Annotated in this window: 22 protein-coding genes; 12 read left to right on the top strand and 10 right to left on the bottom strand. The window is 70.4% G+C overall.

From position 1 onward, the window contains the following. The first annotated feature begins 34 nt into the window (after positions 1–34). Entirely contained in the window at positions 35–865 is an 831-nt protein-coding gene (locus tag ACFV2J_RS04845) for an SDR family NAD(P)-dependent oxidoreductase (RefSeq protein WP_385437346.1), read from the top strand. A gap of 166 nt (positions 866–1,031) precedes the next feature. Here the strand turns inward: ACFV2J_RS04845 and ACFV2J_RS04840 are convergent, their stop codons facing one another. Then, positions 1,032–1,916, bottom strand: coding sequence for a calcium-binding protein (locus ACFV2J_RS04840; RefSeq protein WP_385086775.1), 885 nt, complete (start codon positions 1,914–1,916; stop codon positions 1,032–1,034). Between the two features lie 584 nt (positions 1,917–2,500). Here ACFV2J_RS04840 and ACFV2J_RS04835 point away from each other — a divergent pair. Then, positions 2,501–3,268, top strand: coding sequence for an SDR family NAD(P)-dependent oxidoreductase (locus ACFV2J_RS04835; RefSeq protein WP_385086772.1), 768 nt, complete (start codon positions 2,501–2,503; stop codon positions 3,266–3,268). A gap of 153 nt (positions 3,269–3,421) precedes the next feature. Here ACFV2J_RS04835 and ACFV2J_RS04830 read toward each other — a convergent pair whose 3' ends face one another. Then, positions 3,422–3,913, bottom strand: a complete 492-nt coding sequence (locus ACFV2J_RS04830; RefSeq protein ID WP_385086769.1) for an FBP domain-containing protein — start codon at positions 3,911–3,913, stop codon at positions 3,422–3,424. A gap of 70 nt (positions 3,914–3,983) precedes the next feature. Between ACFV2J_RS04830 and ACFV2J_RS04825 the strand changes: the two genes are divergently transcribed. Together ACFV2J_RS04825 and ACFV2J_RS04820 are read left to right on the top strand one after the other, a co-directional pair. After that, positions 3,984–4,580 (top strand): TetR/AcrR family transcriptional regulator, encoded by a 597-nt coding sequence (locus tag ACFV2J_RS04825; RefSeq protein WP_385086766.1) that lies wholly within the window; start codon positions 3,984–3,986, stop codon positions 4,578–4,580. A 194-nt stretch (positions 4,581–4,774) separates the two neighbouring features. Beyond that, positions 4,775–5,980, top strand: coding sequence for a GDSL-type esterase/lipase family protein (locus ACFV2J_RS04820; RefSeq protein ID WP_385437342.1), 1,206 nt, complete (start codon positions 4,775–4,777; stop codon positions 5,978–5,980). A 293-nt stretch (positions 5,981–6,273) separates the two neighbouring features. Here ACFV2J_RS04820 and ACFV2J_RS04815 read toward each other — a convergent pair whose 3' ends face one another. The 5 genes from ACFV2J_RS04815 to ACFV2J_RS04795 all read right to left on the bottom strand — a co-directional run bounded on the left by ACFV2J_RS04815 (position 6,274) and on the right by ACFV2J_RS04795 (position 13,965). Next, positions 6,274–6,723 carry a spore-associated protein gene (locus ACFV2J_RS04815; RefSeq protein WP_385086760.1) on the bottom strand — a complete coding sequence of 150 codons (450 nt, stop codon included), beginning with the start codon at positions 6,721–6,723 and terminating at the stop codon, positions 6,274–6,276. A gap of 284 nt (positions 6,724–7,007) precedes the next feature. Continuing rightward, positions 7,008–10,427 carry a phosphodiester glycosidase family protein gene (locus tag ACFV2J_RS04810; RefSeq protein WP_385437340.1) on the bottom strand — a complete coding sequence of 1,140 codons (3,420 nt, stop codon included), beginning with the start codon at positions 10,425–10,427 and terminating at the stop codon, positions 7,008–7,010. A gap of 541 nt (positions 10,428–10,968) precedes the next feature. Continuing rightward, complete coding sequence (locus tag ACFV2J_RS04805) at positions 10,969–11,820, bottom strand: MHYT domain-containing protein (RefSeq protein ID WP_385096849.1); 852 nt, start codon at positions 11,818–11,820, stop codon at positions 10,969–10,971. 256 nt (positions 11,821–12,076) lie between these two features. Then, on the bottom strand, positions 12,077–13,618 hold the full coding sequence (locus tag ACFV2J_RS04800) for a CHAD domain-containing protein (RefSeq protein WP_385096846.1): 1,542 nt from the start codon (positions 13,616–13,618) through the stop codon (positions 12,077–12,079). A 170-nt stretch (positions 13,619–13,788) separates the two neighbouring features. Next, on the bottom strand, positions 13,789–13,965 hold the full coding sequence (locus ACFV2J_RS04795) for a CsbD family protein (protein WP_385096844.1): 177 nt from the start codon (positions 13,963–13,965) through the stop codon (positions 13,789–13,791). Between the two features lie 255 nt (positions 13,966–14,220). Here ACFV2J_RS04795 and ACFV2J_RS04790 point away from each other — a divergent pair, with 255 nt between their 5' ends. After that, positions 14,221–14,574: a PRC-barrel domain-containing protein gene (locus tag ACFV2J_RS04790; RefSeq protein WP_385437336.1), complete on the top strand. Its 354-nt coding sequence runs from the start codon at positions 14,221–14,223 to the stop codon at positions 14,572–14,574. A gap of 323 nt (positions 14,575–14,897) precedes the next feature. Here the strand turns inward: ACFV2J_RS04790 and ACFV2J_RS04785 are convergent, their stop codons facing one another. After that, positions 14,898–15,053 (bottom strand): DUF6131 family protein, encoded by a 156-nt coding sequence (locus ACFV2J_RS04785; protein ID WP_248002543.1) that lies wholly within the window; start codon positions 15,051–15,053, stop codon positions 14,898–14,900. Positions 15,054–15,472: 419 nt separating this feature from the next. Here ACFV2J_RS04785 and ACFV2J_RS04780 point away from each other — a divergent pair, with 419 nt between their 5' ends. From ACFV2J_RS04780 to fumC, 4 genes are all read left to right on the top strand, one after another. Beyond that, positions 15,473–16,054: a DUF2231 domain-containing protein gene (locus tag ACFV2J_RS04780; protein WP_385092180.1), complete on the top strand. Its 582-nt coding sequence runs from the start codon at positions 15,473–15,475 to the stop codon at positions 16,052–16,054. A 205-nt stretch (positions 16,055–16,259) separates the two neighbouring features. Then, positions 16,260–17,099 carry an RNA polymerase sigma factor SigF gene (locus ACFV2J_RS04775; RefSeq protein ID WP_385437334.1) on the top strand — a complete coding sequence of 280 codons (840 nt, stop codon included), beginning with the start codon at positions 16,260–16,262 and terminating at the stop codon, positions 17,097–17,099. Between the two features lie 391 nt (positions 17,100–17,490). Next, positions 17,491–19,164 carry an NAD-dependent malic enzyme gene (locus ACFV2J_RS04770; RefSeq protein WP_385096368.1) on the top strand — a complete coding sequence of 558 codons (1,674 nt, stop codon included), beginning with the start codon at positions 17,491–17,493 and terminating at the stop codon, positions 19,162–19,164. Beyond that, positions 19,161–20,621 carry a class II fumarate hydratase gene (gene fumC / locus ACFV2J_RS04765; protein WP_385096371.1) on the top strand — a complete coding sequence of 487 codons (1,461 nt, stop codon included), beginning with the start codon at positions 19,161–19,163 and terminating at the stop codon, positions 20,619–20,621. Before ACFV2J_RS04770 ends, fumC begins: the two co-directional genes overlap by 4 nt. A 1-nt stretch (position 20,622) precedes the next feature. On the opposite strand, the gene ACFV2J_RS04760 is transcribed toward fumC, so the two are convergent. Next, positions 20,623–21,582 carry an SDR family NAD(P)-dependent oxidoreductase gene (locus tag ACFV2J_RS04760; protein ID WP_385437331.1) on the bottom strand — a complete coding sequence of 320 codons (960 nt, stop codon included), beginning with the start codon at positions 21,580–21,582 and terminating at the stop codon, positions 20,623–20,625. Positions 21,583–21,951: 369 nt separating this feature from the next. Further along, on the bottom strand, positions 21,952–22,935 hold the full coding sequence (locus ACFV2J_RS04755; RefSeq protein WP_385437329.1) for an aldo/keto reductase: 984 nt from the start codon (positions 22,933–22,935) through the stop codon (positions 21,952–21,954). A gap of 170 nt (positions 22,936–23,105) precedes the next feature. Here ACFV2J_RS04755 and ACFV2J_RS04750 point away from each other — a divergent pair, with 170 nt between their 5' ends. The 3 genes from ACFV2J_RS04750 to ACFV2J_RS04740 are packed head-to-tail and all read left to right on the top strand — an operon-like array spanning position 23,106 to position 25,638. Beyond that, a complete protein-coding gene (locus ACFV2J_RS04750; RefSeq protein WP_385083567.1) occupies positions 23,106–23,576 on the top strand; it encodes a MarR family winged helix-turn-helix transcriptional regulator in 471 nt (156 codons plus the stop codon). Further along, the gene (locus ACFV2J_RS04745; protein WP_385083568.1) at positions 23,573–25,045 is read left to right on the top strand and encodes an MFS transporter; all 1,473 of its coding nucleotides are present in this window, start codon (positions 23,573–23,575) and stop codon (positions 25,043–25,045) included. Before ACFV2J_RS04750 ends, ACFV2J_RS04745 begins: the two co-directional genes overlap by 4 nt. Next, complete coding sequence (locus ACFV2J_RS04740) at positions 25,042–25,638, top strand: cysteine hydrolase family protein (protein WP_385083569.1); 597 nt, start codon at positions 25,042–25,044, stop codon at positions 25,636–25,638. The genes ACFV2J_RS04745 and ACFV2J_RS04740 overlap by 4 nt, the downstream gene beginning before the upstream one ends. Positions 25,639–25,863 lie beyond the last annotated feature (225 nt).

Raw genomic sequence — 25,863 nt, 5'->3', positions numbered from 1 at the left:
CACTCCTCCTTCCAGGAAGAAAAGAGAAACGTCCATGTCCAAGGTCTGGTTCGTCACCGGAAGCTCCCGCGGTCTGGGCCGCGCCATCGTCGAGGCGGCACTGGAGGCCGGCGACCAGGTGGTGGCCACCGCGCGCAAGCCCGCCCAGCTCGACGACCTCGTGGCCCGCCACGGCGATCGGATCGTTCCCCTGACCCTCGACGTCGCCGTCGACGACGACGTCCGACGGGCCGTTCGGGAGGGCCTCGACGCCTTCGGCCGCTACGACGTCGTCGTCAACAACGCCGGCTACGGCGACATGGCCTCCGTCGAGGACGTCACCCTGGACGCCTTCCGCGCCCAGATCGACACCAACTTCTACGGCGTCGTGCAGGTCACCAAGGCCGTGCTGCCCTTCCTTCGCGAGCAGGGTTCCGGACACATCTTCCAGGTCTCCTCCGTCGGCGGCCGTGTCGGCTCGGCGGGTCTGAGCGCCTACCAGAGCGCGAAGTGGGCGGTCGGCGGTTTCTCCACGGTCCTCGCCCAGGAAGTGGCCCCGCTCGGCATCAAGGTCACCGTGCTGGAGCCGGGCGGCATGCGCACCGACTGGGCCGGATCGTCGATGACCATCCCGCCGGTCAGCGAGCCCTACCGGCAGACGGTGGGCGCCTTCGCGGACATGATCAGGAGCAGTTCGACGTCCAACTCGGCGGAGTCGGACCCCGTCAAGGTCGCCCAGGTGGTACGCGACCTCGCCGGACACCACGACGCCCCTGTCCGGATCGTGCTCGGCGCCCAGGCCTACGGGATCGCCCAGGCCGCTTCCCGGGCGATCACCGAGTCCGACGAGAAGTGGCGCGAGGTGTCCGAGTCGGTCTCCGACTGACCGCGCGCACGTGTCGGCGCGCCACTCGCGCGTACGGGTCGACCGGCCTGAATCCCCACAGCGCGTAATTCAGCGAAAGTCATGGATCCGAGGCAACCGCGAAGTCGCGGTTCACGTCCGGGGAACCGCGCGGATCTCCCCGCAATTCCCCGGACGGCGGAATCCGTCAGTCCTGATGGACGATATTCCTGCCCGGGCCACCGGAAAGCGTGTCCCTGCCGGGCCCGCCGTACAGTTTGTCGTCGCCGCTGTTCCCGTACAGTTTGTCGGCCCCGCTGTTTCCGTACAGGACGTCGTTGCCCTTCCCGCCGTACAGCGAGTCGTCGCCGTTGCCGCCGTAGAGCGTGTCGTTGCCGTCGTCTCCGTTCAGGATCTGGCCGGCGGCGCCGCCCCGGAGAACGTCGTCACCCCTGCCGCCGCTCACGATGTTGTATCCGCCGCCGGCGTCGACCGTGTCGTTGCCGTCACCGGCGATGACGGACGCCAGCTTGCCGACCGTGATGGTGTCGTTGCCGGTCCCGCCGACGACCTCGTTGCCGTCGAGCCCGGTGTTGTCGGTCAGCCTGTCGTTGCCGGAGCCGAGGTCGATCCTGTTGAGGTAGTAGACCTGACCTGTGGCGTTGTCGGAGGTGACGGTGTCGTTGCCGTCACCGAGGCTCATCTCCAGGGCGGCGTACGGGTCTTGGCTGTCCAATGTGGCGACGGTGCAGGAGACCTTGGTGCGGTCCGCGCCGACCGGGTAGGAGCAGCCGTGGCCCGCGCGGATCGGGACGACGTCGTCGATCACGTAGGTGATGGCCTCGTGCCCACTGGTGTACGACTCGGCGATGGTCACCTTGTTGGTCTGGTGCGCCGCCGCCGTGTAGGTGAGCTGCCAGTCGTAGTCGTTGACAGCGGCCGTGGCGTACGGCGCCGCGGCTCCGGTCACGGTGGACGGAGACGCGGCTCCGGCCGTGGTGGCGAGGGCGACCGGGCCGGTCAGTCCCGCGCCGATAACCAGTGTCAGCGCCGCGGCGCGTAAAACACGACGGTTTATCAGGTGAGAGGGCATTGCATGGCCTCCAAGAGGCGGTTGTGGTTCTTGACAACACACGTTTGACCCTCGGACGACACAATTGGTTGCCCTCCTTTTCGCACGGAAAAAAATTCGGGTGCGAGCCGGGAGGCGGAGAAATCGAAGGGAAAAGAACAGTGGCTTCAGGGTGAGAATCCCGATAACAAGGAATGAACAGCCGTGTCGCGGACGCCTCCGCGCGGCAGTGCGACGTCTCCCTGATGGCGTCACCCGACGGGATGCGGCCTGACCGTCGCGACGCATGGTGGACGTGCGGGCCGGCCGCCTCCGGAGGGACGACCGGCAACCCCGACATCGGGCAGGCACCCGTGTGACCTCTGAGAATGCGGCGCCAGGGCCGGACTCGCTCCGAGTGGCGCCCGTGCCCGGGCCGGGGCGATTCTGGTACCGGCGGCCGGGTGCCGAACGAGGACGCGCCATCGCGACGAGGACGATCACGGCAGGCCTCGACCGCCCGAGCGGTGTGGAGAAGGCCGTCCGTCGCCCTGCGTGCCGGTGCCCCACCCCCTGTTGCCCGTGTTGGGCGTGACCGCCGCATTCCCGTGGACCGGAGAAACCCGATGAGCGGAAGACTGGCAGGCAAGAGGGCCCTCGTGACCGGCGGCGCGCGAGGGATCGGCGCCGCCGTGGTCCGCAGGCTCGCCGAGGACGGCGCGGACGTGGCGATCAACTATCGGAGCGGCGGCGACGCGGCGGAGGCACTCGCCGCCGAGATCACCGCCGACGGCCGCCGCGTGGTCGCGGTCAAGGCGGATGTCAGCGATCCGGACCAGATCCGGCGGCTGACCGACGAGGCCGCCGGAGCTCTCGGCGGCCTGGACATTCTGGTCAGCAACGCCGGAGTCGAGCACTTCGGCAGGTTGGCCGACGTCACTCCCGCCGACTTCGACCGTGTCTTCGCCGTCAACACACGAGCCCAGTTCTTCGCCGTGCAGAACGCCGCACGTCACATGGGCGAGGGGGGAAGGATCGTACTGACGTCATCCCAGAGTGCCCACAAGGCGGTTTTCCACCACGCCCTCTATGCGTCGAGCAAGGCCGCCGTCGAATGCATGGCGCTCAACCTCAGCCCCGAACTGGGTCGGCGCGGCATCACCATCAACGCCATCGCGCCCGGGGGAACCGTCACCGACATGTCCGCTGACGCGGCCTCCCACTACGTCCATCCCGACGTCGGCACCGATTTCAACACCCTTATCCGCACGTCCAGTTCGCTCGGCCGGATGGCCCAACCCGCCGAAATCGCCGCGGTGGTCTCGTTCCTGGTGTCGGACGACGCCTCGTTCGTCACCGGCCGGACCATCCAGGCCGACGGCGGCTGGTTCTGACCCGAGAAGAAGTACGGGCGGCGCTTTCGCGCCCCTTCCCAGGAGTCAGCCGCCCCAGGTGAAAGGGCGAGGCCGGGACCGTACCCCTTCCGGCACATACAGCCCCGCGCTCCCGCCCTCGTCAATCACGTGCCCACCCGGCCTGCCCCGCGTTCACGCCGTCACCTTGGCCACGAACGCGGCGATGTTGGACACGGTCCGCTGGACCTTCTCCTCCAGGGTGAGCGACTCGTGGAGACGGCCACCGACGCCCGCGTCCTTCTTGCCGCGCATGTACAGCGAGCAGGCCAGGTCACTGCATATGTAGGCGCCCACCGAGTTGCCCTGCTGCCCGGCCTTGCCCGCCTTCGGCGCGACCATCAGGGAGACACCCCCGGTGTGGGTGGTCAGGCACATCGAGCACATGCTGCGGCGCATCTGCTGGGCGCCCGGGCTGGGACAGCGCAGCGCGAGGCCCCTGAGACCGCCGTCGAGCGGGCTGACGAGGTAGGCACGGTCGGGGGCCTGGGGATCCCGCCAGCCGAGATAGTCCAGGTCCTCCCACGGCCGGTCGGCCAGGTCGCGGGGGACGGACAGACGCTTGGCCTCGCCCTTGGTGCAGTTCACGAACGCGGTACGGATCTCTTGCTCAGTCAGCGGTTCCATGGGAGTAAGGTAAATTGCCTAAGAGACCTAGGCAAATCATTATTCGACTCCGTCTGGTAGGTGAATGGCCATGGCAAGAGCCGGGCTGACCGCGGAACGGCTGACGCTGGCGGGTGCGGAGCTGGCCGACGAGGTCGGCTTCGACAAGGTGACCGTCGCGGCGCTCGCCCGGCGCTTCGGCGTCAAGGACGCGAGCCTCTATTCGCATCTGAGGAACTCGCACGACCTGAAGGTCAGGATCGCCCTGCTGGCCCTGGGAGAGCTGGCCGACAGGGTCGCCGCAGCCCTGGCCGGGAGGGCCGGCAAAGACGCCCTCGCGGCCTTCGCGAACGCCTACCGGGACTACGCGCGCGAGCACCCCGGCCGTTACGCCGCCGCGCAGCTGAGGCTCGATCCCGAGACGGCGGCCGCCAGCGCCGGGGTCAGGCACGCGCGGATGACGCGGGCGATCCTGCGCGGCTACGACCTGACGGAACCGGACCAGACCCACGCGGTCCGATTGCTGGGCAGCACCTTCCACGGCTACGTCACCCTGGAGATGAGCGGAGGCTTCAGCCACAGCGCCCCCGACTCCCAGGAATCCTGGTCGTGGGTCGTCGACGCCCTCGACACCCTGCTGCGCAACTGGTCCGCGCCCGCGCAGAGCCCCTCACGGCCACCGGCCTGACACCAGGGGCAGACCGCCACCGGTAGACCGCGACGGTCTGACCGCCACCGGCGGCCGCCGCCTCCTGCGGCATCACGCACATGGCGTGACCCGCCGGACACCTCGGACGGACAAGGCGCTCCGGAAGCGCCGGGCGCACCAGAGACACCAGACGCACCAGACGCACCTACTCGAACAGGCACAGGCACCGGACCATGAGCAACGGCAACACCCTGATCACCACACCCCTCACCGCGGACCTCCTGCGTGGTGCCCTCGAACTGGAGCGGACCGAACACGGTGTACTGCCGCACCGGCTGCCCGCCCGCGCCCGCGCCCAGTGCGCCGACGCCCAGCTCGCCATGGTCGAGGCCCAGCCCTCCGGCGTGCGGCTGGCCCTGCGTACCCGGGCCACCGTCGTCGAGCTGGACACGCTTCCCACCAAACGGGCCTACGTCGGCGCCCCGGCTCGTCCGGACGGTGTGTACGACCTCCTTGTCGACGGCCGCTTGGCCGGCCGCGCGAGCGTGGCCGGCGGCAACGTCCTGACCATCGACATGACCACCGGATCCGCGACGACCGCGCCGGGCCCGGTCGGCACCCTCCGCTTCGACGATCTGCCCGGGGGCGTGAAGGACGTCGAGATCTGGCTGCCGCACAACGAGACGACGGAACTGGTCGCGCTGCGCTCCGACGCCCCCGTCGAGCCGGTGCCGGACCGGGGCCGCGCGGTCTGGCTGCACCATGGCAGTTCGATCAGCCAAGGCTCCGACGCGGCGAGTCCCACCACCACGTGGCCCGCGCTGGCGGCGGCCCTCGGCGGCGTGGAGCTGATCAATCTCGGGCTGGGCGGCAGCGCCCTGCTCGACCCGTTCACCGCGCGCGTGCTGCGGGACACCCCCGCGGACCTGATCAGCGTCAAGATCGGCATCAACCTGGTCAACACGGACCTGATGCGGCTGCGCGCGTTCGCTCCGGCGGTCCACGGCTTCCTCGACACCGTCCGTGAGGGCCACCCCACCACGCCACTGCTGGTCGTGTCGCCCGTCCTGTGTCCCATCCACGAGGACACGCCGGGTCCCAGCGCCCCGGACCTCAGCGCGCTGAGCGCCGGACAACTGCGTTTCCGCGCCGCCGGCGACCCCGCGGAGACCGCCGCCGGGAAGCTCACCCTGCGGATCATAAGGGCCGAACTCGACCGCATCGTCAAGCAGAGAGCGGCCGAGGACCCGAACCTGCACCACCTCGACGGCCGTGAACTCTACGGCGAGGCCGACGCCGTCGAACTGCCGCTCCCCGACGAACTGCACCCCGACGCGGCGACCCACCGCCGTATCGGCGAACGCTTCGCCGAGCTGGCCTTCGCCCCCGGCGGCCCGCTCTCCGCCACGACGGACCGACCCGTCACCACGGCGGACTGAACAGCACCGGCACGGCGCCGCCGACGGCCACGGACCGAACCCTCGGCGGCGCACCCGGACTCCCCGCCGGACCCGGCTACAGCCCCGGATGCGCACCCACACCCGGAGACGACAAAGCTCGCCCTGACGGAACCGGGCAGGCTCCGCCAGGGCGAGTGGGACACCGCGGGTCTCCGCACGGTCCGCCGCGTGCTCATCGTCTCCGGACGGCCGTCAACTCGTCCGCCCTGACGACGGTCGGGCCCCGGGTGACGGCGGCACACAGAACGTGGCGGCCGGTCGGGTGGAAGGGATCAGCGGGTCGTGGTGACCCGGTGCTCCTTGAGGGCGCTGCAGTTGGAACCGGTGACCTGCACGTACACGTTGGCGATGTTGCCGCCCCAGTCGACGCAGTACGCCTTGCCGTAGACGGAGGCCGGGCCGGCGTACGACGTGTACCGGCCGTAGTCCTGGGCCCCCTCGTCGGTGGCGCCGACGTAGATCCATGCCGACATGTCCTTGAGCGCGCCCGGGGTGCTGCGGATGGTCGCGACGCAGTTCCTGCCGTTCGAGGCGTTGTAGGTCAGGTAGACCGTGCCCAGCGACCCGACGGGCGCCGAGTTGACGGTCCGGTAGCTGCTTCCGCAGACCTTCTGCGGCGTGGTGTTGGCCGCGGCGGAGGCGGGTGCCGTCATCGCGGTCGCGGTCCCGACCGACAGTGCCGCCAGCGTGGCAGCAGTCAGGACAGATCGGTTGAATCGCATATTTCCCCCTTGTTGTCGTTGGAGTTGGTTGCTCCTGTCTGGTGTGACCCACGACGTGTTCGGATGGTTGTACGCGTCCGAGAGGGACATCGGATCCGGATGGGGCGACCCGGCCTCGCCGAGGGTGCGGTCGCCGGTCCGGACGGCACCCGGCGTGGTTCGCGGCGAACTCCCTTGCGTGCGGCCCGCGTTGGAAAAGCCGTGCGGGGAAGGAGTGGCCTCCTTCCCCGCACTCATGCCGTCGGGCGGCGCGGGCGATGCCCGGACTCCCGTGACGGATCAGGTCACTCGACGACCACCTGGGCGCTGCCCGTGACGCCGCCGGAGGTCACCGAGACGGTGACGGTGCCGTGGCGGTGGGCGGTCAGGGCTCCGGTGGAGGGATCCACCGACGCCACCTTCGGGTTGCTCGAGTTCCAGAGGTGGGACGCCGGGTCCGCGATCGGGATGGTGAGCGGTGCGATGTTGTCGCCGGCGATCTGGTCCCCGGTCGCGGTCAGGGTGACGTGGTCACCCTCGGCGAGGGGGTCCTTGGGGCCCTTGACGGTGATCGACGCGAGGGCGGGCTCGACCGTGTACTGCAGGTCGCCGTCGTCGCCGATCCGGACCAGGCCGAAGTGGTAGATGCCGCCCTGATCGGCCGGCGCGTAGGCGGGCATGCCGAGGTCCGCGAACGCGAACTGCGGGATGCCGCCCTCGGCGGTCGTCACGCTCCGCCCCTCGGGGTCGAGGATCTGCTCGGAGAAGCCGCGGGCGTGACCGTACATCATGATCACGTGCTGCTTCGGGTGGGTCTCCTGGTAGCGCTGCACCAGCCTCAGGTACATCCGCGCCTCCCACCGGTCCGTGAACTGGCTGTTCGCGGCGGGGTGCGGGTCGTACGCCGGCATGTGCGTGATGACGAGCACGTCCTTGGCGGTGGCGTCCGTCAACTGCTGGACCAGCCAGGGGTACTGCTCACCCTCCGGGTCCTGGAACGGGTCCGAGGACTGCAGGCTGCCGTGCGAGTTGTCGGTGACGATCATCCGCGCCGCACCCTGGGAGTAGCCGTAGTGGGTGTCGCCGAAGGTGTCGCTGTAGTTGCCGTTCTCGGCGTCGGCGCCCTGGGTGATCTCGTGGTTGCCGACGATGTCGCGCTCGGGGACACCGAGGGCGTCCATCTTGGACTTGGCGAACTGCAGGTCCGCCGGCTTGCCGTCGTCGGACATGTCGCCGAGGAACTGGGCGGCGTCCGGCCGGGCCTGCGGGGTGAGGGTGGGCAGCCTCTTGGCGATGGAGTCCATCACGTTGCTGCTCACGGAACCGGGGTCGCTCGCGAGCAGGTGGGCGTCGTCACCGGTGAGCAGGGTCGCGCCGCGCTTGGCGAACCGGGCCGAGTCCTCCTCGAACTTCAGCCAGGACGGGTTCTCCGGGATCGCCTTGTACTCGGGCTCGACGACCGGTCGGGGCGAGTACAGCGCCTGCAGCCCGGCGACGTTCAGCGAACCGGTGTACGTGGTGCTGGGACTGATGGCCAGGAAGTCCAGGTAGCTGACGGTCAGCGGGAACTTCATGCCCGCCGGGAGCTGGGCGACCGCCAGTCGCCAGCCGTCGGACGTGACCCCGGTCAGGTACAGGGGGGTGTTGGCGGTGCCGTCGACGTTGATGTACTTCTCGGCGAGCTGGAGGCCGTCGGGGCCGCCGCCCTTGATCCACACACCGATTCCGGTGGGGACCTGACCGTCGTGGGTGTCGGTCTTCAGCGTGACCTTCGGAGCCAGCACGAGCTGCTTGACGCCCGCGCCGGCCGGCATCGTGTAGTCGAGGCGCAGCGAACCGGACTCGGTGGACTCCGGCGGGACGACACCCGGGTCCGCGCTCAGCGTGGCCGGCTTGCCGGTGGTGTTGTTGCTGAGCCGCCAGACGTCCGTGCTGGTCATCGGGTCGACGACCTTGGTGACCCGGCCGACCGCGATCGAGGTGGTCGTGGTGGTGCCGGCCACGGTGGCGCTGACCTCGGCGAGACCGCCGTGCTCGGCGTCCGACGTGAACAGACCGTGCGCGTCGACGGTTCCCAGGTTGTCCGGGGTGACCTTCCAGGTGGCGGCCTCGGCGGGGATCCGCACCGCGTCCCCGCCCTTGACCGTGCCGGCCAGGGAGAGCTGCTGGGTGGCGCCGTTGTCGAGGTCGGCCTGGTCGGGAGAGACCGTCAGGGACTGGAGCTTGCTGACGACCTCGAGCTTCTCGGAGGTCGTGACCCGGCCGTCGGAGGCGACGATCCGGCCCGTGCCGGTGCGGCGCGGGGTCAGCTTGCCGTCCTCGTAGGTGGCGAGGGACGAGGGCTCGATCCGGACCTTGACCTGGCCGGACGCCGGGTTCGAGAACCGGTCCAGCGCGTGCACGGGAACCGGGATGGCGCCGCCGGCGACGGTGGTGACCGTCTCGCCGCCGTTCACCACGACCTTGACGGCGTCTCCGGCTTCCTTGGCGGTGGTGTAGAAGAAGATGCCGTTCGCGACCGGGCGTTCGGTGTTGCCGGGCTGGTCGGAGGGGGTGTTGACGACCTCGGCCTGATCGGCGCCGGGGGCGCGGCTGACCATGCCGGTGGAGCCGCCGCCGTCGAAGAGCATGGCGGTCCAGGCGCCGTGGGCGACCATGTAGCCCGCGGCCTGCTCGGGCGTCACTCCGAACGCCGCGTCGGCGCCGCCGTGACCGTCGATGGCGACGACGACGGCGTGCTTGCCGTCCTTGGTGATGCCGACCGCGGTCTCCGGGTTGGCGCCGCTCGGCGGGGTGCCGGTCGGGTCCTTGTAGACCTTGCCGTCCTTCACCAGCGTGTCGACGCCGCTGACCAGCTGGGTGACATCGTTGTCGGGAGACAGTCGGGCGGCGATGTCCACCGCGTCACCCGTGTGCAGGGTGTCGCCCAGCCACTGTCCGCCGTTCCCGGCGCCGAGCAGGCCGAGCTGATCGGAGGTCAGCCGCGGCACGGTGGTGACACCGGTCCGGACGCTGTCGACGACGAAGCCGCCGCCCGCGGTGTGGCCGAGGACCAGCGTGGAGGGCTGGGGCAGGCCCGGGGTCTCGCCGAGGTCGGGGGTGACTTCGGTGATGCCGCCGGACGCCGCGTCGTTCACGGTGTTCACCGACGAGAGCGGGCGGGTCGCGGAGCCGGCGGTGATCGTCCCGGAGAAGGTCTCCGGGCCCATCACCATGGTGCCGTCGGGCTTGACGCCCAACTGGGACGCGAAGCCCGGCTTGGGGCTCTTGAGCAGGTGCCCGTTGGAGACGACGCCGCCGAGCGGACGTCCGCTGGCGTGGATCTCGAAGTAGTCTCCGTTGACGCCGGCCACCGCGTGGGTGCGGTGGGCCATCGACGACGGGGTCTCGTCCTGCGGATCGGTGATGGTGTCGCCGGCCTCGACGACGCCGACCCGGAGGTTCGGGTCGGACAGGTCGGCCTCGAGCACCTGGATGTGCTGGCGGCCACCGACCGTGTCGTAGGTCTCGCCGTAGTGCCGCAGACCGCGGGTGACGGTCTCGGCCGGGGTGTGGGTGTAGTCCACCACCAGCGGCCAGTTCTCCGGCGTGTCCGGGAGCCAGTTCCGGTCCACCGGGTGGCCGTGCGAGGCCACGTCGTCGGTGGAACCGAAAGCGGTTCCCACACCGGTCGCGGCGCCGGCGAACGCCAGCGCCACCGCGGTTGCGACCGCGGTACGGCGCATGCCGGCTCCCGCAGGTCTCGTTGCGCGAAGTGTCATTGAGTTTTTCCTTACGAACGTGCGGACCGGTGGACACCGGTGCGCACAGCCACCGCACACCGTCCCGGCGGATCGCAGGTTTCTCCGCCGGATGGAGCAGATGACCATCAGGAGCGTTTCGCTCCGGATCAGGTCAGGTGGCGTTAACCTTCACCTCCGCTTCACCGGGAGCGCAGTTCACCGGGCGACGACAACTCCCCCGGACCGCCGACGTGTTGGCGTAGGCGCGATCACCACCGCGGCGGAAGGACGACGGTCAGGACCACGCCCCCGTCCGGGGATCCCGGTGCGGGACCGGTCGGCCTGCGGCAACGCGGTGCGATGTCGCGGCCCTTGGGAGCGGGTCGTGGGCGACGACACGCGAGGGGGGGGGGCGGGGGGGGCGCCGGCGGCCGCCCGCGGGGGGGACGCGGGGGGGGGGGGGGGCCCCACCCCCCCGGGGGGGGCCGGGGGGCCCCCCCCCCGCCCCGCGCCTCGGGTCGTCACCGGGCTGCGCGGGCCTCCGTCAACGCCGGTGCGTCCGCGTACGGGACGGGTCTCCGGAACGGGGCTCGAACGCGTTGGGCTCCACCGGCGCGGGCTGTTCCCGCCGGCCCGCACGGTCGCCGCGGCTCCAGTCGCCGTCACCGAGGATGAGTACCGGGTCGAACATGACGATGACCGCGGCCACGAGGAGGAAGACCACGGGGCCGATGAGCATCGGCAGCAGCAGCGAGGTGGGGGTGTGTCCCTGCGACGTGTGTCCGGCGCCGGTGTGGACGTGGACGCTCACCGCCGCCATGCCGGTGTAGTGCATGCCGGAGACGGCGATGCCCATGATCAGACTGGCGCCGAAGGAGGGCAGGGAGCCGCGGATCGCGACGGCGGCCCACAGAGCGGCGGTCGCGGCGCCGATGGCTATCAGGACGGACAGGGCGACGACGGGCGCGCTGTAGTGCAGTTCGCCGTCGAGATGCATGGCGGCCATCCCCAGGTAGTGCATGGCCGCGACCCCCAGGCCTGTCACCACGCCCGCGACGGCCAGCGGTACGGGTGCGGCACCCCGGTAGCCGACGACGAACACCCCGACACTGACCACGACGATGGCGACCACCAGGCTCAGGACCGTGAGGGGCACGTTGTAGGTGATGGCCGCCTGCTCGACCTGGAAGCCGATCATCCCGATGAAGTGCATGGTCCAGATGCCGCAGCCCAGACACGCGGCGCCCAACGCGAGCCAGGCGGGCTTGCGTCCCTGGTCGTAGTGGAGGGTCCGGGCCACACAACGCAGCCCCAGCGCCGCCCCCAGACAGGCCATGACATAGGCGGCCACGGGCGTGACGATCCCGTAGCTGAAGCCGTCGACGGTGCCGTTCATATGTGCATCTCTCCAGAAGCATCCGTGTTCTTCGCCATACGGACGATCAGATATATGCGATCACTGAAGAGTGCGACAAGGCGTTACCGCGAGAATTAGATGAACGTTGCACGACTGAGGCCTGCGCTGCCGAGCGGGACCACGCGGACTCCTCGATGGCCTGGTGAGCGCCGCCGAAGGGCAGGACCCGCCACCGGTGCACGGAGGCGCGCTCGGACGTGACGCCGGAGACGTGGCGCAGGGAGGGAATCGCCGCTCAGTGGACGAGCGCCTTCCGCAGCCCCGGTTTCGAGGCGTCGGCCCACGCACTCGGCAGTTCGCGTTCGCACCGTTCGGCCACGGCCTTCTCCTGGCCGTAGAGCAGGCCCCAGGTGAAGCCGGACTCCCCCGCCGCGTGCGCCGCCAGGGCGAGGTTCCGCAGGGCGGCCCGCGCGACGACGCTGTCCTGGTGCTCCCCGAGCACCTGCTGCACGGCCTTGACCCGCTTGCCGAGTCGCCTGGCGGGTCTGCCGAGCGAGGCGCGCGCCGGTTCGGTGGCGTACCGCGTCTTCTTGGCCGCCTTGCGCGCCTGGTGGAGCGCCGCGTCCCGGTCCGCACCCGGGGAGAGCTCCAGCGCGTGCGTCACCCGGCCTGCCAACTGGTCGAATTCCTTGAGGATCGCCCCGACCAACACCTTCTCGGGCTTGCGCGTGGCCTTACGACGCAGCGGGGGCCGCTTCGTCAGCCTGGTCAGGGAATCCAGAAGGGCCAGATAGCGGGGTGAGAGCAGGGCGTCGAGGGTGCGCTGCCGCGCCTCGGAGGAGCGGGAGACGTTCCACGCCCGCAACCGCGCGTCGACGGGCCCGAGGACCAACTCGCGCGGCCAGGCGGCGATACGCGCGTCGAGCCGTCCCGCGAGGACCTCCTGGTCACGCTCGGCGCCCAGCTCACCGCCCAGCCACTTGAGCTCCGCGCGGATCGGATCGGTGACCTCACGCGCCAGCACCGACCGGTAGGTACGCAGGACGCCGCGCAGTCGACGGCAGGTGACGCGCATCCTGTGCACCGAGTCGGGCAGACCGCGGCGTACGGCGGGATCGAGGTCCACCATGGTGTGCACCTGCGCGTCCACGTACCGGAGGACCTCGTCGGCGGCCGAGCCGGGTACGAGGTCGTCGGCACGCGCCCGCGACGGGTGCGGCGCTCCCGTCTCCTCCAGGGCCCGGGCGAGCTTGGACGGACTGCCCGCGCGGTCGACGCCGTTCTCGCGCAGCGCCTTGTCCACGGCGTCGAGCAGTGCGGGATCGGTGCTCTCGGCGAGCTCGACCTCCATCTCGGTCCATGAGGTGTGCGCGGCCCGTGTGTTGTCGCCGAGCAGCGACTGGGCGCGCACCCGGTCGAGGCTCAGCTCGGCGAGGACCGCGCCGTCGGGATCGACGAGGTGCCGCGTGCTGCGGGTGGACCGGATGCGGACGACGGGCCGCAGCTCTTCGCCTCGGGTACGGGAGAGAGCCAGGTCACGCAGGGTGACCGGAACCGTGTCGGACAACGGGGCCTGAACCTCCTCCCGGGTGTCCCCGGACAGGGGCAGTTTGAGGTGCCAGCCCGCGTCGGCCCCACCGGTCCGTCGCCGGAGTGTCGCCGACGCGCCGACCAGACGCAGGTCGTCGGTGTCGTAGTACACGGCGTCCAGTTCGTCGGGGCCCTCAGCCACGACCGACGCGACGCCGTCCACGGTGGTGAGGTCCGGCAGCCACGCGGTGTCATCGGCCGAGGGGGCTTCGTACTTTCGTTCCGTCTCTCGTTTCGAATAGGTCATACGGGGCGCGTGCACGTCTCAGCGCCGATCAAACATTCGTGGGGCGATCAGAAGGTTTCCGGGGCGGTACGCATCGCGTCGTCGCTTGGACAGCATTGATCCCGGCAGTCCGAAGGGAATTCGGGCTGCCGGGATCGGACACGCCGCCCACACCCGGGCCGGCCGTGGCGTTACTTGGGCTTGACGGCGTCCTTGGCCTTCTCCTTGGCCGCCCGCAGGTCCCCCTTGGACTCCTCGGCCCGCCCCTCGGCCCGCAGGGACTCGTTGCCCACCGCACCGCCGACGACCTTCTTGACCTTGCCTTCGACCTGCTCGCCCTTGGCCTGAGCCTTCTCGTCCGCAGCCATGCCGCTCACATCCTTCGTCCTCGGAGAATCATTCACTCCCCGTCTCACCCCGTACGCGGCCCCCAAACCCGGAAAGTTTCCACACGGAAAACATCCGTCCCACCCCGCCCCGACCCAAAAACATTCGATGTGTAGCACCCCGGACAACGGGCACCCGGCGTCCCGGGAAAACGTCACCGAATTCGATGACACCCGCACGAACCCGCAATCCCCGACCGCGGTAAAGCGAAAAATATCGAAGAAGGAGCCGTTTTTATGAGCGACAGCATCTGGGGCTACCAGCCCACCACCGGCCACGCCCCGGGCACCGACCTGATCGGCTACAAGGTCGAGGCCACCGACGGCAGCATCGGCAAGGTCGACAAGCACTCCGACGACGTCCACTCCTCCTACCTCGTCGTCGACACCGGCGTATGGATCTTCGGCAAGCACGTCCTGCTCCCCGCCGGCACCGTGACCACCATCGACCAGGCCGAACGGAAGATCTACGTCGCTCTCACCAAGGACCAGATCAAGGACTCCCCCGAGTTCGACAAGGACAAGCACATCGGCGACGCCGGCTACCACGAGCAGGTCGGCACCTACTACCAAGGCCACCGCCGCCCCTGACCCCACCCCACCACCCCACGAACAGGGGGCCGACCGGACACCCTCCGGCCGGCCCCCACTTCACGTCTGACGGCGCGGTGGCGGCTTCACCTCTCACGGTGCGGTGACAGCGGCCGGTGTCCCTTCTCCCCCGCCGACGGCGGCGGGCATGCCGACGGGGCCGGCGGAAGGTACTTCTCCGCAGGCCCCGGGGCCGTACTCAGGGAACGTCGGTCGGCAGGACGGGGTTTCGGCTCAGCCGGTGACGCGCCTGCCGGGGTCCGTCCCCGGCCGGGCGTTCGCGTCGCCGTGCCCGCGCTGGGCGCGGGTCCGGAAGTGCCGGTCTAGAAGTAGTGTTTGCGCCCGCCCACCGAGCGGCCGCTCGCACCCAGGATCCACAGGACCGCGCCGACCACGACGAGCACACCGCCCACCGTCGTCAGCAGGGACACACCGACCAGCAGGCCGATGACGAGCAGAATGGCGCCAAGGACAATCATGTCGATTCCGATCTTCAAGTCTCTTCGGTACGTGCGGGCCCTCATCGCTTCGGGCCCACAGCACCCTCTTCCCGCCCGCTGAGTGACCCGGGACAGGTGAAATCCGGTCGGCCACCCGGTCGGCGGCCTCTGGATCCCTGTCGTGCAACGTCCATGTGCCCCGGTCTCGACGCCCCATGCCGCCCATGTCACGCAGGTCGTCAGAGGGCGGACGTGAGGTGCTCGCGGTGCCTCCCGTGGCCGGTGAAGCGGCGGTCCGGCGGCGTCGCGGTGACGGTCCGGCCGGGTGTCTCCCCGGCCGGAGGGCGTGCCGGGACCTGGGGGCGCACTCCGGCCGGCTCCCCCGTCGGTGGGCAGACCGTTCGGGTGCAGTCGGGGCCGCGGCGGGACGGCGGCGTGCTGCCGGGTAGTCGTTGTGCATGAGCACTCACGTCCCCGACACCTCGGCCCGTTCCTGGACGCCCTCGGCCCTGGACACCGCGTCGGCATGGTGGCTGACGGCCCTGGACCGTATCGAGCGGTCGGGGGCGGCGGATCCCGCGATCCGGCTTCTCCAGCGAGGAATCCGCTCGCTGCCGCTGGGCGAGGTACGCGATCTGCTGCGTGGCAGGCAACTGGGCCATCCTGTGCATCCCGTCCTGGTCCAGGTACCGATCGGCTGCTGGCTGTCGGCCGCCGTCCTGGACATCGCGCCGTCAGGGCGGCACGCGCCCACCACCCTCACGGCCGTCGGGCTGGCCGGAGCGGCCCCGGCAGCCGTCGCCGGCTGGGCCGACTGGGCGGACCTGCCGCCCGAGCAGGCCCGGGTCGGACTGGCGCACGCCGTCTCGAACGTGGCCGCGGTGGCGTGTTACACCGCGTCCCTGGCGGCGCGACTGCGCGGTCACTCGGCGAAGGGCCGGCTGTGGTCGTTGGGCGGCCTGGCGGCCGTCGCCGTGAGCGGTGCGCTGGGCGGGCACGTGGCCTACCGGCAGGCCGTCGGATCGCATCCCGCGGTCTGAGGGCTGCCCCCGGCCCTCGTCCGGAGACCCGCGCTCCGAGCGGGTGGCCTTCGCAGCCGTTCCCGTGCCGCCCCGGCCCCCGCGCAGACTTTCCGGCTCGCTCTCAGATCGCCTGGTATGTATTTCCCCAGGGCGGGTACGCGAACCTTCGTCGGCCCTCATCGGCCGGCGGCACGGGGGCCGGAACACATGGGAGGGGCCTGGCATGACAGTGACCGAGACGACAGAGGCACGGCTGACGGTGCTGCCGGAGATCGCCGACCCGTCACGCGTAGCCCCCAAGGACGCCCGGCAGTTGTCCAGGCTCTTCTTCGACCGACTCGGCGTTCTCGACGAGGGCACACCCGAGTACCAGTACGCGCGCAACACGCTCATCGAGATGAACGTCTCCCTCGTCCGTTTCGCGGCGGCGCGCTTCCGCAGCCGCAGTCAGGACGAGATGGAGGACATCGTCCAGGTCGGCACGATCGGGCTCATCAAGGCGATCGACCGGTTCGAGCTCACCCGCGAGGTCGAGTTCACCTCCTTCGCCGTCCCCTACATCGTCGGCGAGATCAAGCGCTTCTTCCGCGACACCAGCTGGGCCGTCCACGTGCCCCGGCGTCTGCAGGAAGCCCGCATCCAGCTCGCCAAGGCGACCGAGGAGCTGAGCAGCCGGCTGGGCCGCACCCCCACCGTCAAGGAGCTCTCCCAGCTGATGTGCCTCAGCGAGGAGGAGGTCAACGAGGCTCGCCTCGCCTCCAACGGCTACGCCTCCTCGTCCCTCGACGCCGCCATCAACTCCGGTGACGAGGGCGAGGCCGCGCTGGCCGACTTCATCGGCGCCGACGACAGCGCCCTCGAACTCGTCGAGGACTTCAACGCGTTGGCCCCCCTGATCGCCGAACTCGACGACCGTGAACGGCGCATCATCCACATGCGCTTCGTCGACGAGCTGACCCAGGCCCAGATCGGCGAGCACCTCGGCGTCTCCCAGATGCACGTCTCCCGCCTGCTGACCCGCACCCTCGCCAAGCTCCGCGCGGGCATGCTCACCACTCGCTGACCCGTCGCGGGCCCCAGGTCGGGGACCCGGCGCAGAAGACAAGGAAACGAGGCCTCCAGGGTGCGAGCACCGCGCCCTGGAGGCCTCGCTGCCCGGCACCGGCAGGGGGACCGGCACTGGCACTGGTGCTGGCACCGATCACGTAACCGCAGTTCAGTGGCTGTGTGCGACGGCTCGGCCACACTGGAGGACGACGGCGTCGCAGATGTCGGTCACGGTGCCCGGGCGTAGCCTGAAGTCATGAGCGAGGCCCTGGACGCGCCGCTCATCGCGTTCCGCACGTGACGTGCGACGGGTTGTGATGCGTGGGTGCCAGGAGCGCGCCGTCCGCCGCCTCTCGCGGCGCTCGGCCTCCGATGGTTCGTGAACCAGCCATGGCTAGGGGAATGGGATGAGCACCACGCATTCGGTCCGGACGCCGTCGACACCGGACGTCCTCCAGGACCCGATGAGCAATCACGGGGTCGCGTTCAGCGCCTCCGAGCGGGACGAGTACGGGCTGACCGGCCGACTGCCGTCCAACGTACTGACGTTGGGCCAGCAGGCGCAGCGGGCGTACCGGCAACTGCGGAGCCAGCGCGACGACCTGGCCAAGTACGTGTACCTGGAGCAGCTGCACGACCGCAACGAGACCCTCTACTACCGGGTGCTCGCCGATCACCTCGCCGAACTGCTCCCGGTCGTCTACGACCCGACCGTCGGCGACGCCATCGAGACGTACTCCGAGGAGTTCCGCAGCCCGCGCGGGATCTTCCTGTCGATCGACGCGCCGGACGACATCGAGGCGGCCTTCGGCACCCTGGGGCTCAGGTCCGAGGACGTCGAACTGCTCGTGTGCACCGATGCCGAGGAGATCCTGGGCATCGGTGACTGGGGGGTGGGCGGCATCGAGATCGCGATCGGCAAGCTCGCCATCTACACGGCCGCCGCGGGGATCGACCCGCGCCGCGTGATCCCGGTGTCGCTGGACGTCGGAACCGACAACGAGGCCCTGCTCAACGACCCTCTGTACCTGGGCAACCGGCACGCGCGGGTCCGTGGCGCCGCCTACGACGCGTTCATCGAGAAGTATCTGGAGACCGCGTCCAGGATGTTCCCGAACGCTCTGCTGCACTTCGAGGACTTCGGACCGGACAACGCCCGCCGGATCCTGGAGACGTACGGTCATGGCTACCGCATCTTCAACGACGATCTGCAGGGAACCGGGGCGATCACCCTGGCCTCCGTGCTGTCCGCGGTGAAGGTGACCGGCGTGCCGATGCGGAGCCAGAAGCTCGTGGTGTTCGGCGCCGGAACAGCGGGCGTGGGCATCGCCGACCAGATCCACGCGGCGATGGTGCGCGACGGCGCCACGCCGGAGGAGGCCACCTCGCGGATCTGGCTGGTGGACAAGCAGGGGCTGTTGACCAGCGACATGACCGACCTGCGTGACTTCCAGAAGCCGTACGCCCGCAGGCCCGAGGACGTCGAGGGGTGGGGCGGCGACGGAGCGGCCTCGCTGCTGGAGACGGTCGGCCACGCGGCTCCGACGATCCTGTTGGGGACCTCGACCGCGCACGGCGCGTTCACCGAGGCGGTCGTCAAGGCCATGGCGCGTGGGGTCGAGAGGCCCATCATCCTGCCGATCTCCAACCCCACCTCGAAGATCGAGGCGGAGCCGCAGGACGTGATCGAGTGGACGGACGGAAAGGCGCTGGTCGCGACCGGGCTGCCGTTCGGACCGATGCGGTACGAGGGCGTGGACTACCACTTCGGCCAGGCCAACAACGCGCTCGTGTACCCCGGGCTGGGGCTGGGCACCATCGTCTCCGGCGCCGACACGGTGACTCCGGGCATGCTGATCGCGGCCGCCGAGGCGGTCGCCGGCCAGGTCGACGTCAGCGCACCGGGCGCTTCCCTGCTGCCCGAGGTCGAGAACCTGCGCGCCTCGACCGCCACCACCGCGGTCGCCGTCGTGCGGGCCGCCCAGGCGGACGGCGTCGCCACCGCGAGGATCGACAACGTGGTGCAGGCGGTCCAGGACGCCATGTGGCAGCCCACGTACTCCGACGGCGGCGCGGCGTGAGCGGCGCGGACGGGGACCCCGCGCCGACGGTCCTGGATCTGCCGATCGGCCTGTCGGCGACCGGGACACGGCGCGAGACCGACTCCATGGGTGCCGTGGACGTGCCCGCCGACCGGTACTGGGGCGCGCAGACCCAGCGGTCGCTCATCCACTTCTCGATCGGTGACGACCGCATGCCGAAGGCGGTCTACCACGCCTACGGTCACGTCAAGAAGGCCGCCGCGATCGTCAACGGCCGCGCCGGACGGCTGCCGGGCTGGATGGCGGACCTGATCGAGCGGGTCAGCGACGAGGTGATCAGCGGCGCGCTCGACGAGAACTTCCCGCTGTACGTCTGGCAGACCGGCTCGGGCACGCAGTCCAACATGAACACCAACGAGGTGATCGGCAACCGTGCCGTCCAGCTGACCGGCGGTGAACTGGGGAGCAAGACCCCGGTGCACCCCAACGACCACGTGAACATGGGGCAGTCCTCCAACGACACCTTCCCCACCGCTATGCACATCGCCGCGGTCAAGGAGGTCCACGAGCACCTGCTGCCGGCTGTACAGGCGTTGCACCGTTCCGTCGAGGCCAAGGCGGAGCAGTGGCAGAACGTGGTGAAGATCGGCCGTACCCATCTGGAGGACGCGGTCCCGTTGACCGTCGGGCAGGAATGGTCCGGCTACGCCCACCAGTTGAAGCAGGCCATGTCCGTGGCGACCGCGTCCGCCCAGGGCCTGTTCGAACTCGCCGCGGGCGGTACGGCGGTGGGCACCGGCCTGAACGCTCCGGAGGGTTTCGCCGAGGAGATCGCCCACGAGATCGCGGAGGCGACCGGCTACCCGTTCGTCACCGCCGCGAACAAGTTCGCCGCGCAGGGCGGCCTGGACGCCATGGTCAACGCGTCGGCGGGCCTGCGGGCCCTGGCGGTGCCCCTGATGAAGATCGCGAACGACATCCGGTGGCTGGCCTCCGGGCCACGCTGCGGGCTGGGCGAGCTGGTTCTTCCCGCCAACGAGCCCGGAAGCTCGATCATGCCCGGCAAGGTCAACCCGACCCAGTGCGAGGCCATGGTGATGGTCTGCATCCAGGTCCTGTCGGAGGACTCCGCGATCGCCTTCGCCGGTTCCCAGGGCAACTTCGAGCTCAACGCGATGCGCCCGGTGATCATCAACAACTTCCTGCACGCGTCCACGATCCTCGCCGACGCCTGCCAGAAGCTGCGCGAGTACTGCGTCGAGGGCGCCGAACTCCACGGTGAGCAGGTCTCCGACTACGTCGACCGCTCCCTGATGCTGGTCACCGCCCTGTCACCGGAGATCGGCTACGACAAGGCCTCCGCGATCGCCCACAAGGCCGACGACGAGGGTACGACCCTGCGCGAGGCCGCCGTGGCCAGTGGCTATGTCAGCGCGGCCGAGTTCGACCGCATCGTCGATCCGGCGGCCATGGTCGGACCGTCCGGACACCGGTGACCTACTGGCGGACGAGGGCTTCGGACACGGTCCACAGCCGCTCCGCGTTCGCCCGGTCCAGGGCGTAGGGCGCCACGCCGGCGATGGCGTCGGCTCGTTCGGTGACCGTCGGGGAGGGCGCGCAGTCCTCGAAGTAGCGGCCGGTGACGCCCTCCACGGTGGGTGAGGCGGCCAGCAGCACCGAGGTCGCGGCACCTTGCCCGACGGTCTTCCCCGGCGGCAGCGCCAGCCCGGTGGCGTCGATGAACCCGGCCAGCTGCGCCGGGTCCATGTGCCGGGCCAGCGAGGTGTCCGCGATGTTCCCCGGCATCAGGGCGTTGGCCGTGATGCCGTCGTCGGCCCACCGCTCGGCGGCACCGACGGCGAACAGGACGTTGGCCGTCTTCGACTGCCCGTACGAGGTCCACGGGTCATAGGGACGGAACCGGTAGTCCAGGTCGTCGAAGACCACGGGTGAGAAGAGGTGACCGATCGAGGCGACCGACACGACGCGGGCGCCCTCGGCGGCCGCGAGCGCCGGGCGCAGCCCGACGGCCAGCGCGAAGTGGCCCAGGTGGTTGACGCCGAACTGGGTCTCCCGGCCGTCCGGGGTGCGGGTGAGTTCCGGAAGGGCCATCACCCCGGCGTTGTTGACGAGAATGTGCAACGGGCCCGACCAGTCGGCCACGAACGCGTCCACCGTCGACCGGTCGGCCAGATCGAGCCGCTTGACGCTCAGTCCCCCTGAACCGGACGGAAGTTCGACCTCCAGGCGCGCCTTCACCCGGGCGCCCGCGTCGGTGCTCCGCACGGCCAGGGTGACATCGGCGCCGGCGCTGGCCAGCGCCCGGGCCGTCTCCACCCCGATTCCGGAACTGGCTCCGGTCACCACGGCCCGGCGGCCGTGCAGGTCCACGCCGTCGACGACTTCGGCGGCGGTGGTGTTCGCCCCGAACGGGTGGGGCGTCTGGGATACGGACATGAGTGAGGTCTCCTGTTTCGGTGCGCCGGCTGTCCGGACATGCGGACCACCTGCCGGCGGGGCCGGCTTCTCCGGCGCGGGGGTGGGGGGTTGGGGGTGTGCCCGGCAAGGCGGGCGCCGTCGTCCGGCGGTCGGCGCCCGGCTGACGGGAGTCGATTCGTAGGTGCTGCCCGCCGGTGTCACCCGGCCGAACACCCCGGCGGTGCGGTGCCCGGGGGCGATCACGGTGTCCGGCCGCCGGAACTCGCGGTCGCGCACGGCGCGGGCGGGGTCCGGGTCGACGTCCGAGGCGGACACGCGGGTGGAGTCGGTGACGGTCGCCGGGGCGTGGAGGACGGCCCTCGGTCGGCGGCGCGCGCCTGCGGGGAGTCAGCCGTTGAGCGTCCCCATGTACTCGGGTGCGTAGCGTTCGCCGGTGACCGCGCCGTGCGGAGCGACCGCCTCGATCGCGGCGATGTCGCCGGCGGTGAGGGTGACCTCGGCCGCGGCGACGTTCTCCTCCAGGTAGCGGCGGCGCTTGGTGCCGGGGATGGCGACCGCGCCCTGGTGCTGGACCCAGGCGAGCGCCAGCTGGGAGGGGGTGACGTCCTTGGCGGAGGCGATGCGGCGGACCTCACGGACGACGTCCAGGTTGCGGTCGAAGTTCTCGCCCTGGAACCGGGGGTCCGTGCGGCGCCAGTCGTCCTCGGCGAGGTCGTCCGTGCCGGTGATGGCGCCGGACAGGAAACCCCGGCCCAGCGGGGAGTACGCGACCAGGCCGATCCCCAGCTCCCGCAGGGCGTCGAGCACACCGTTGTGCTCGATCTCGCGCTCGAAGAGCGAGTACTCGGTCTGCACGGCGGTCAGCGGGTGCACGGCGTGCGCGCGCCGGATCGTCCGCGCGGACGCCTCGCACAGCCCGATGTGACGAATCTTGCCCTCGGCCACCAGTTCGGCCAGCGCACCGACGGTCTCCTCGATGGGCACCTGGGGGTCGATCCGGTGCAGGTAGTAAAGATCGACGTGGTCGGTGCCCAGATGCCGCAGCGAACGGTCCAGGGCCCGGCGCACGTACGCGGGCCGGCCGTTCAGGCCCACCATCCGGCCGTCGTCGGTGATCTCCATGCCGGTCTTGGTGGCCAGCACGGCCGCTTCCCTGCGTCCGGCCAGCGCCTTGCCCAGGAGCTGTTCGTTGACGAACGGGCCGTAGCTCTCCGCGGTGTCGAGGAGCGTGACGCCCAGGTCCAGCGCACGGTCGACGGTGGCCAGCGACTCGGTCTCGTCGGTGGCGCCGTAGAAGACGCTCATGCCCATGCAGCCGAGGCCCTGGGCGCTGACGGTCAGGCCCTGACGGCCAAGTGTGCGGGTCTCCATGACGCCGTTCCTCCAGATTGAAACTAACCAGTTAGGGAGAACCTAGAGCAGTCGCTCGACGAATGTCAATAACTGGATAGTTACTTACAGGAGCCCTGGACGGTCGAGGATGCACGAAAAACTCCACAAGTAACTTGGCAAAGTTGCTTGTCGAGTTCTAGCCTGGCGCCATGACCACGGAGCCCGGACCGCCGAAGTCCGCCGCGCACGCACAGCGCCTGAACGACGCGATCGTGCGACTGCGCGCACGTCTGCGGGCGGAATCGGGACAGCACGCGACCGGACTGACCCCGACACAGCTGGCCGTGATGGCGAGCGTGGTGCGGGAGGGACCGGTCACGGCGGCCCGGCTCGCCTCGCTCGAACACGTCAGCGCGCAGTCCATCGCCCAGAGCCTGGCGGTACTCAAGGCCGCCGGGCTGATCCACAGCACCCCCGATCCGCGGGACGGCCGCAAGAAGCTGATGAGTGCCGCCCCGTCCGCGACCGACCTGGTCGACGGACTGCTGGCGGGACGCGCCTCCTTCCTGGCACGGGCCATCGAACGGGTCGTCCCCCCAGAGGAGCGCGAGGACGTGGAGAAGGCCATCGACCTGCTGGAGCGTCTCGCCGCCGCCGACCTGGGCCACGGCGGCATATGAAAGCCGCCCCCGCCCAGGCCCACGGCACGTCGCGCGGTCCCGCACGCGCCCCCTTCGCCCGGTCGTTCACCGCGCCGCTCTACGTCGGCTCCGCCCTCAACCCGATCAACAGCTCCATCATCGCGACCGCCCTGGTTCCGATGGCCACCGATCTGCACGTCCCGGTGGGCAGCACCGCCGTACTGGTCTCCTCGCTGTATCTGGCCAGCGCCGTCGCGCAGCCCACCGCGGGCAAGCTCGCGGAAGTGCTCGGACCGCGCCGGATCTTCCTCTCCGGCATCGTGCTGGTGCTGCTCGGCGGCCTGGTCGGCGGCCTCGGCCGGAACCTGGCGACGCTGACCGTGGCCCGGGTGCTGATCGGCGTCGGCACGTCGGCCGCCTTCCCCTGCGCGATGGTGCTGATCCGACGCCGCGCCCAGGAAGCGGGAGCGGACGCTCCACCAGGCGGCGTGCTCGGTGGCATCGCGGTCGCGGGCATGGCCACCGTCGCCGTCGGACCGCCCCTCGGCGGACTGCTGGTGGGCTCCGCGGGCTGGCGCTGGGCGTTCCTGATCAACATCCCGGTCACCGCGGTCGCGATGGCGATGGCCGTGCGCGGGCTGCCCAGGGACCCCGTACCCGACCGCGGGCCCCACGGATTTCGCGAGGTCGCCGCGCGGATCGATCTGCCGGGCATCCTCGGCTTCGCCGGGTCGATGAGCGCGCTGGTCATCTTCGTGACGGGCCTCCCCGACATCGGACGGGTCGCGCTCGCCGTGCTGGTCCTGACCGGCGTGCCCACGGTGGTGTGGGAGCTGCGGAGGGCAGAGCCGTTCTTCGACTTCCGCGGCCTCGCCGCCAACGGCGCCCTCTCCCGTACCTACCTGCGCCAGGCGCTCACCCTGCTCGGCGTCTACTCCGTGATGTACGGGATGACCCAGTGGATGGAGGCCGCGCACGGGATCTCCACGGTGGAGGCGGGACTGCTGCTCCTGCCGATGGGCGCCGTCTCCGCGCTGCTCTCGCGCCCGCTCGCCGGCCGCAACCTGGTGCGCGGTCCGCTGATCGTCTCGGCGGTGACCATGCTGCTCGGCTCCGCCGGCGTCATGCTGCTCACCTCGCACAGTCCGGCGGTCGCGATCGTGCTGGTCTCCCTCGTCTTCGGCGTCACGTCCGCCGCCACCACGGCCGGGAACCAGACCGCGCTCTACCTCGCGGCGCCGCCCGAACGGATCGGCACCGCTTCCGGGTTGTTCCGGACCTTCGGATACCTCGGGACCATCACCTCCGCCGTGATCGGCGGCTTCGTCTTCCGGGACGGGGTGAGCGACCACGGCCTGCACAGCCTGGGCCTCGTCCTCGTCGCGGCCGGTCTCGCGGTCCTCCTGCTGACCGTCCTGGACCGCCACCTGATGTACCGCACCACGAGCCGACGACCGGACCCCTCCGGCCGCTTCGGCGAGAACCCCACCGAGGAGCACCCCGCGTGAGCACCACCACCCCGCACACCCTCAGCCCCGAGCGGACCGCCCTGCTGGCGATGGACTTCCAGAGCGGGATCGTCCCCCTCGCCCCCGACTCCGACGCGCTCGTCGAGCGGGTTCGGGGTGCCATCGCCGACGTCCGCGCCGCGGGCGGCACCATCGGCTACGTACGCGTCGCCTTCACCGAGGACGACTGGACACGGGTCCCCGAGACCAACAAGGCCTTCACGGCCGTGGCCGCGGCGAAGATGCTGCACCACGAGGACCCCGCGACCCGGATCGACGAGCGGATCGCGCCGGAGGCCGGGGACATCGTCGTCCGCAAGGTCCGCTTCGGTTCGGGTTCCACCACCGATCTCCACCAGCGGCTGAGCGACCGCGGTATCGACACCCTGGTGCTCACCGGGATCAGCACCAGCGGCGTCGTCCTGTCCACGCTCATCGACGCCGCCGACCGCGACTACCGTGTCTTCGTGCTGGCCGACGGCGTCGCCGACCCCGATCCCGAGACCCATCGGGTGCTGCTCGACAAGGTGTTCCCGACCCGCGCCCACATCCTCGACACCGCCGGGCTGCGCGAGCTGCTGCGGCCCTCCTGACGCCTCGTCACACCCGCCTGGGGCCAGGCGGATCCGTGGGGCGTTCACCGTGGACCTGCACGTCGCCCGCCTGTTGGTCCGGGCGGCCGGACACGACCGCCGGGATCAGTTCCACAGGGGGTAGGTGACCGTCTGGGTGTATCCGGCGGGCTTGGTGTCGGTGTAGACGAGCCTCAGCCGGGTGTACTGGGACATCTGGGGGTTCTTCTTCCAGGCCTGCGGGCG

The sequence above is a fragment of the Streptomyces sp. NPDC059668 genome, from assembly GCF_042734135.1.
Taxonomy (GTDB): domain Bacteria; phylum Actinomycetota; class Actinomycetes; order Streptomycetales; family Streptomycetaceae; genus Streptomyces.
Note: the sequence above shows the minus strand (reverse complement) of the source record. Positions and strands in the feature narration are given on the sequence as shown.

Excerpts from the sequence above, each read along its gene's own strand:
- ACFV2J_RS04845 (WP_385437346.1), top strand. The coding sequence starts at position 35 with ATGTCCAAGGTCTGGTTCGTCACCGGAAGCTCCCGCGGTCTGGGCCGC.
- ACFV2J_RS04840 (WP_385086775.1), bottom strand. The coding sequence starts at position 1,916 with ATGCCCTCTCACCTGATAAACCGTCGTGTTTTACGCGCCGCGGCGCTG.
- ACFV2J_RS04835 (WP_385086772.1), top strand. The coding sequence starts at position 2,501 with ATGAGCGGAAGACTGGCAGGCAAGAGGGCCCTCGTGACCGGCGGCGCG.
- ACFV2J_RS04830 (WP_385086769.1), bottom strand. The coding sequence starts at position 3,913 with ATGGAACCGCTGACTGAGCAAGAGATCCGTACCGCGTTCGTGAACTGC.
- ACFV2J_RS04825 (WP_385086766.1), top strand. The coding sequence starts at position 3,984 with ATGGCAAGAGCCGGGCTGACCGCGGAACGGCTGACGCTGGCGGGTGCG.
- ACFV2J_RS04820 (WP_385437342.1), top strand. The coding sequence starts at position 4,775 with ATGAGCAACGGCAACACCCTGATCACCACACCCCTCACCGCGGACCTC.
- ACFV2J_RS04815 (WP_385086760.1), bottom strand. The coding sequence starts at position 6,723 with ATGCGATTCAACCGATCTGTCCTGACTGCTGCCACGCTGGCGGCACTG.
- ACFV2J_RS04810 (WP_385437340.1), bottom strand. The coding sequence starts at position 10,427 with ATGCGCCGTACCGCGGTCGCAACCGCGGTGGCGCTGGCGTTCGCCGGC.
- ACFV2J_RS04805 (WP_385096849.1), bottom strand. The coding sequence starts at position 11,820 with ATGAACGGCACCGTCGACGGCTTCAGCTACGGGATCGTCACGCCCGTG.
- ACFV2J_RS04800 (WP_385096846.1), bottom strand. The coding sequence starts at position 13,618 with ATGACCTATTCGAAACGAGAGACGGAACGAAAGTACGAAGCCCCCTCG.
- ACFV2J_RS04795 (WP_385096844.1), bottom strand. The coding sequence starts at position 13,965 with ATGGCTGCGGACGAGAAGGCTCAGGCCAAGGGCGAGCAGGTCGAAGGC.
- ACFV2J_RS04790 (WP_385437336.1), top strand. The coding sequence starts at position 14,221 with ATGAGCGACAGCATCTGGGGCTACCAGCCCACCACCGGCCACGCCCCG.
- ACFV2J_RS04785 (WP_248002543.1), bottom strand. The coding sequence starts at position 15,053 with ATGATTGTCCTTGGCGCCATTCTGCTCGTCATCGGCCTGCTGGTCGGT.
- ACFV2J_RS04780 (WP_385092180.1), top strand. The coding sequence starts at position 15,473 with ATGAGCACTCACGTCCCCGACACCTCGGCCCGTTCCTGGACGCCCTCG.
- ACFV2J_RS04775 (WP_385437334.1), top strand. The coding sequence starts at position 16,260 with ATGACAGTGACCGAGACGACAGAGGCACGGCTGACGGTGCTGCCGGAG.
- ACFV2J_RS04770 (WP_385096368.1), top strand. The coding sequence starts at position 17,491 with ATGAGCACCACGCATTCGGTCCGGACGCCGTCGACACCGGACGTCCTC.
- ACFV2J_RS04760 (WP_385437331.1), bottom strand. The coding sequence starts at position 21,582 with ATGTCCGTATCCCAGACGCCCCACCCGTTCGGGGCGAACACCACCGCC.
- ACFV2J_RS04755 (WP_385437329.1), bottom strand. The coding sequence starts at position 22,935 with ATGGAGACCCGCACACTTGGCCGTCAGGGCCTGACCGTCAGCGCCCAG.
- ACFV2J_RS04750 (WP_385083567.1), top strand. The coding sequence starts at position 23,106 with ATGACCACGGAGCCCGGACCGCCGAAGTCCGCCGCGCACGCACAGCGC.
- ACFV2J_RS04745 (WP_385083568.1), top strand. The coding sequence starts at position 23,573 with ATGAAAGCCGCCCCCGCCCAGGCCCACGGCACGTCGCGCGGTCCCGCA.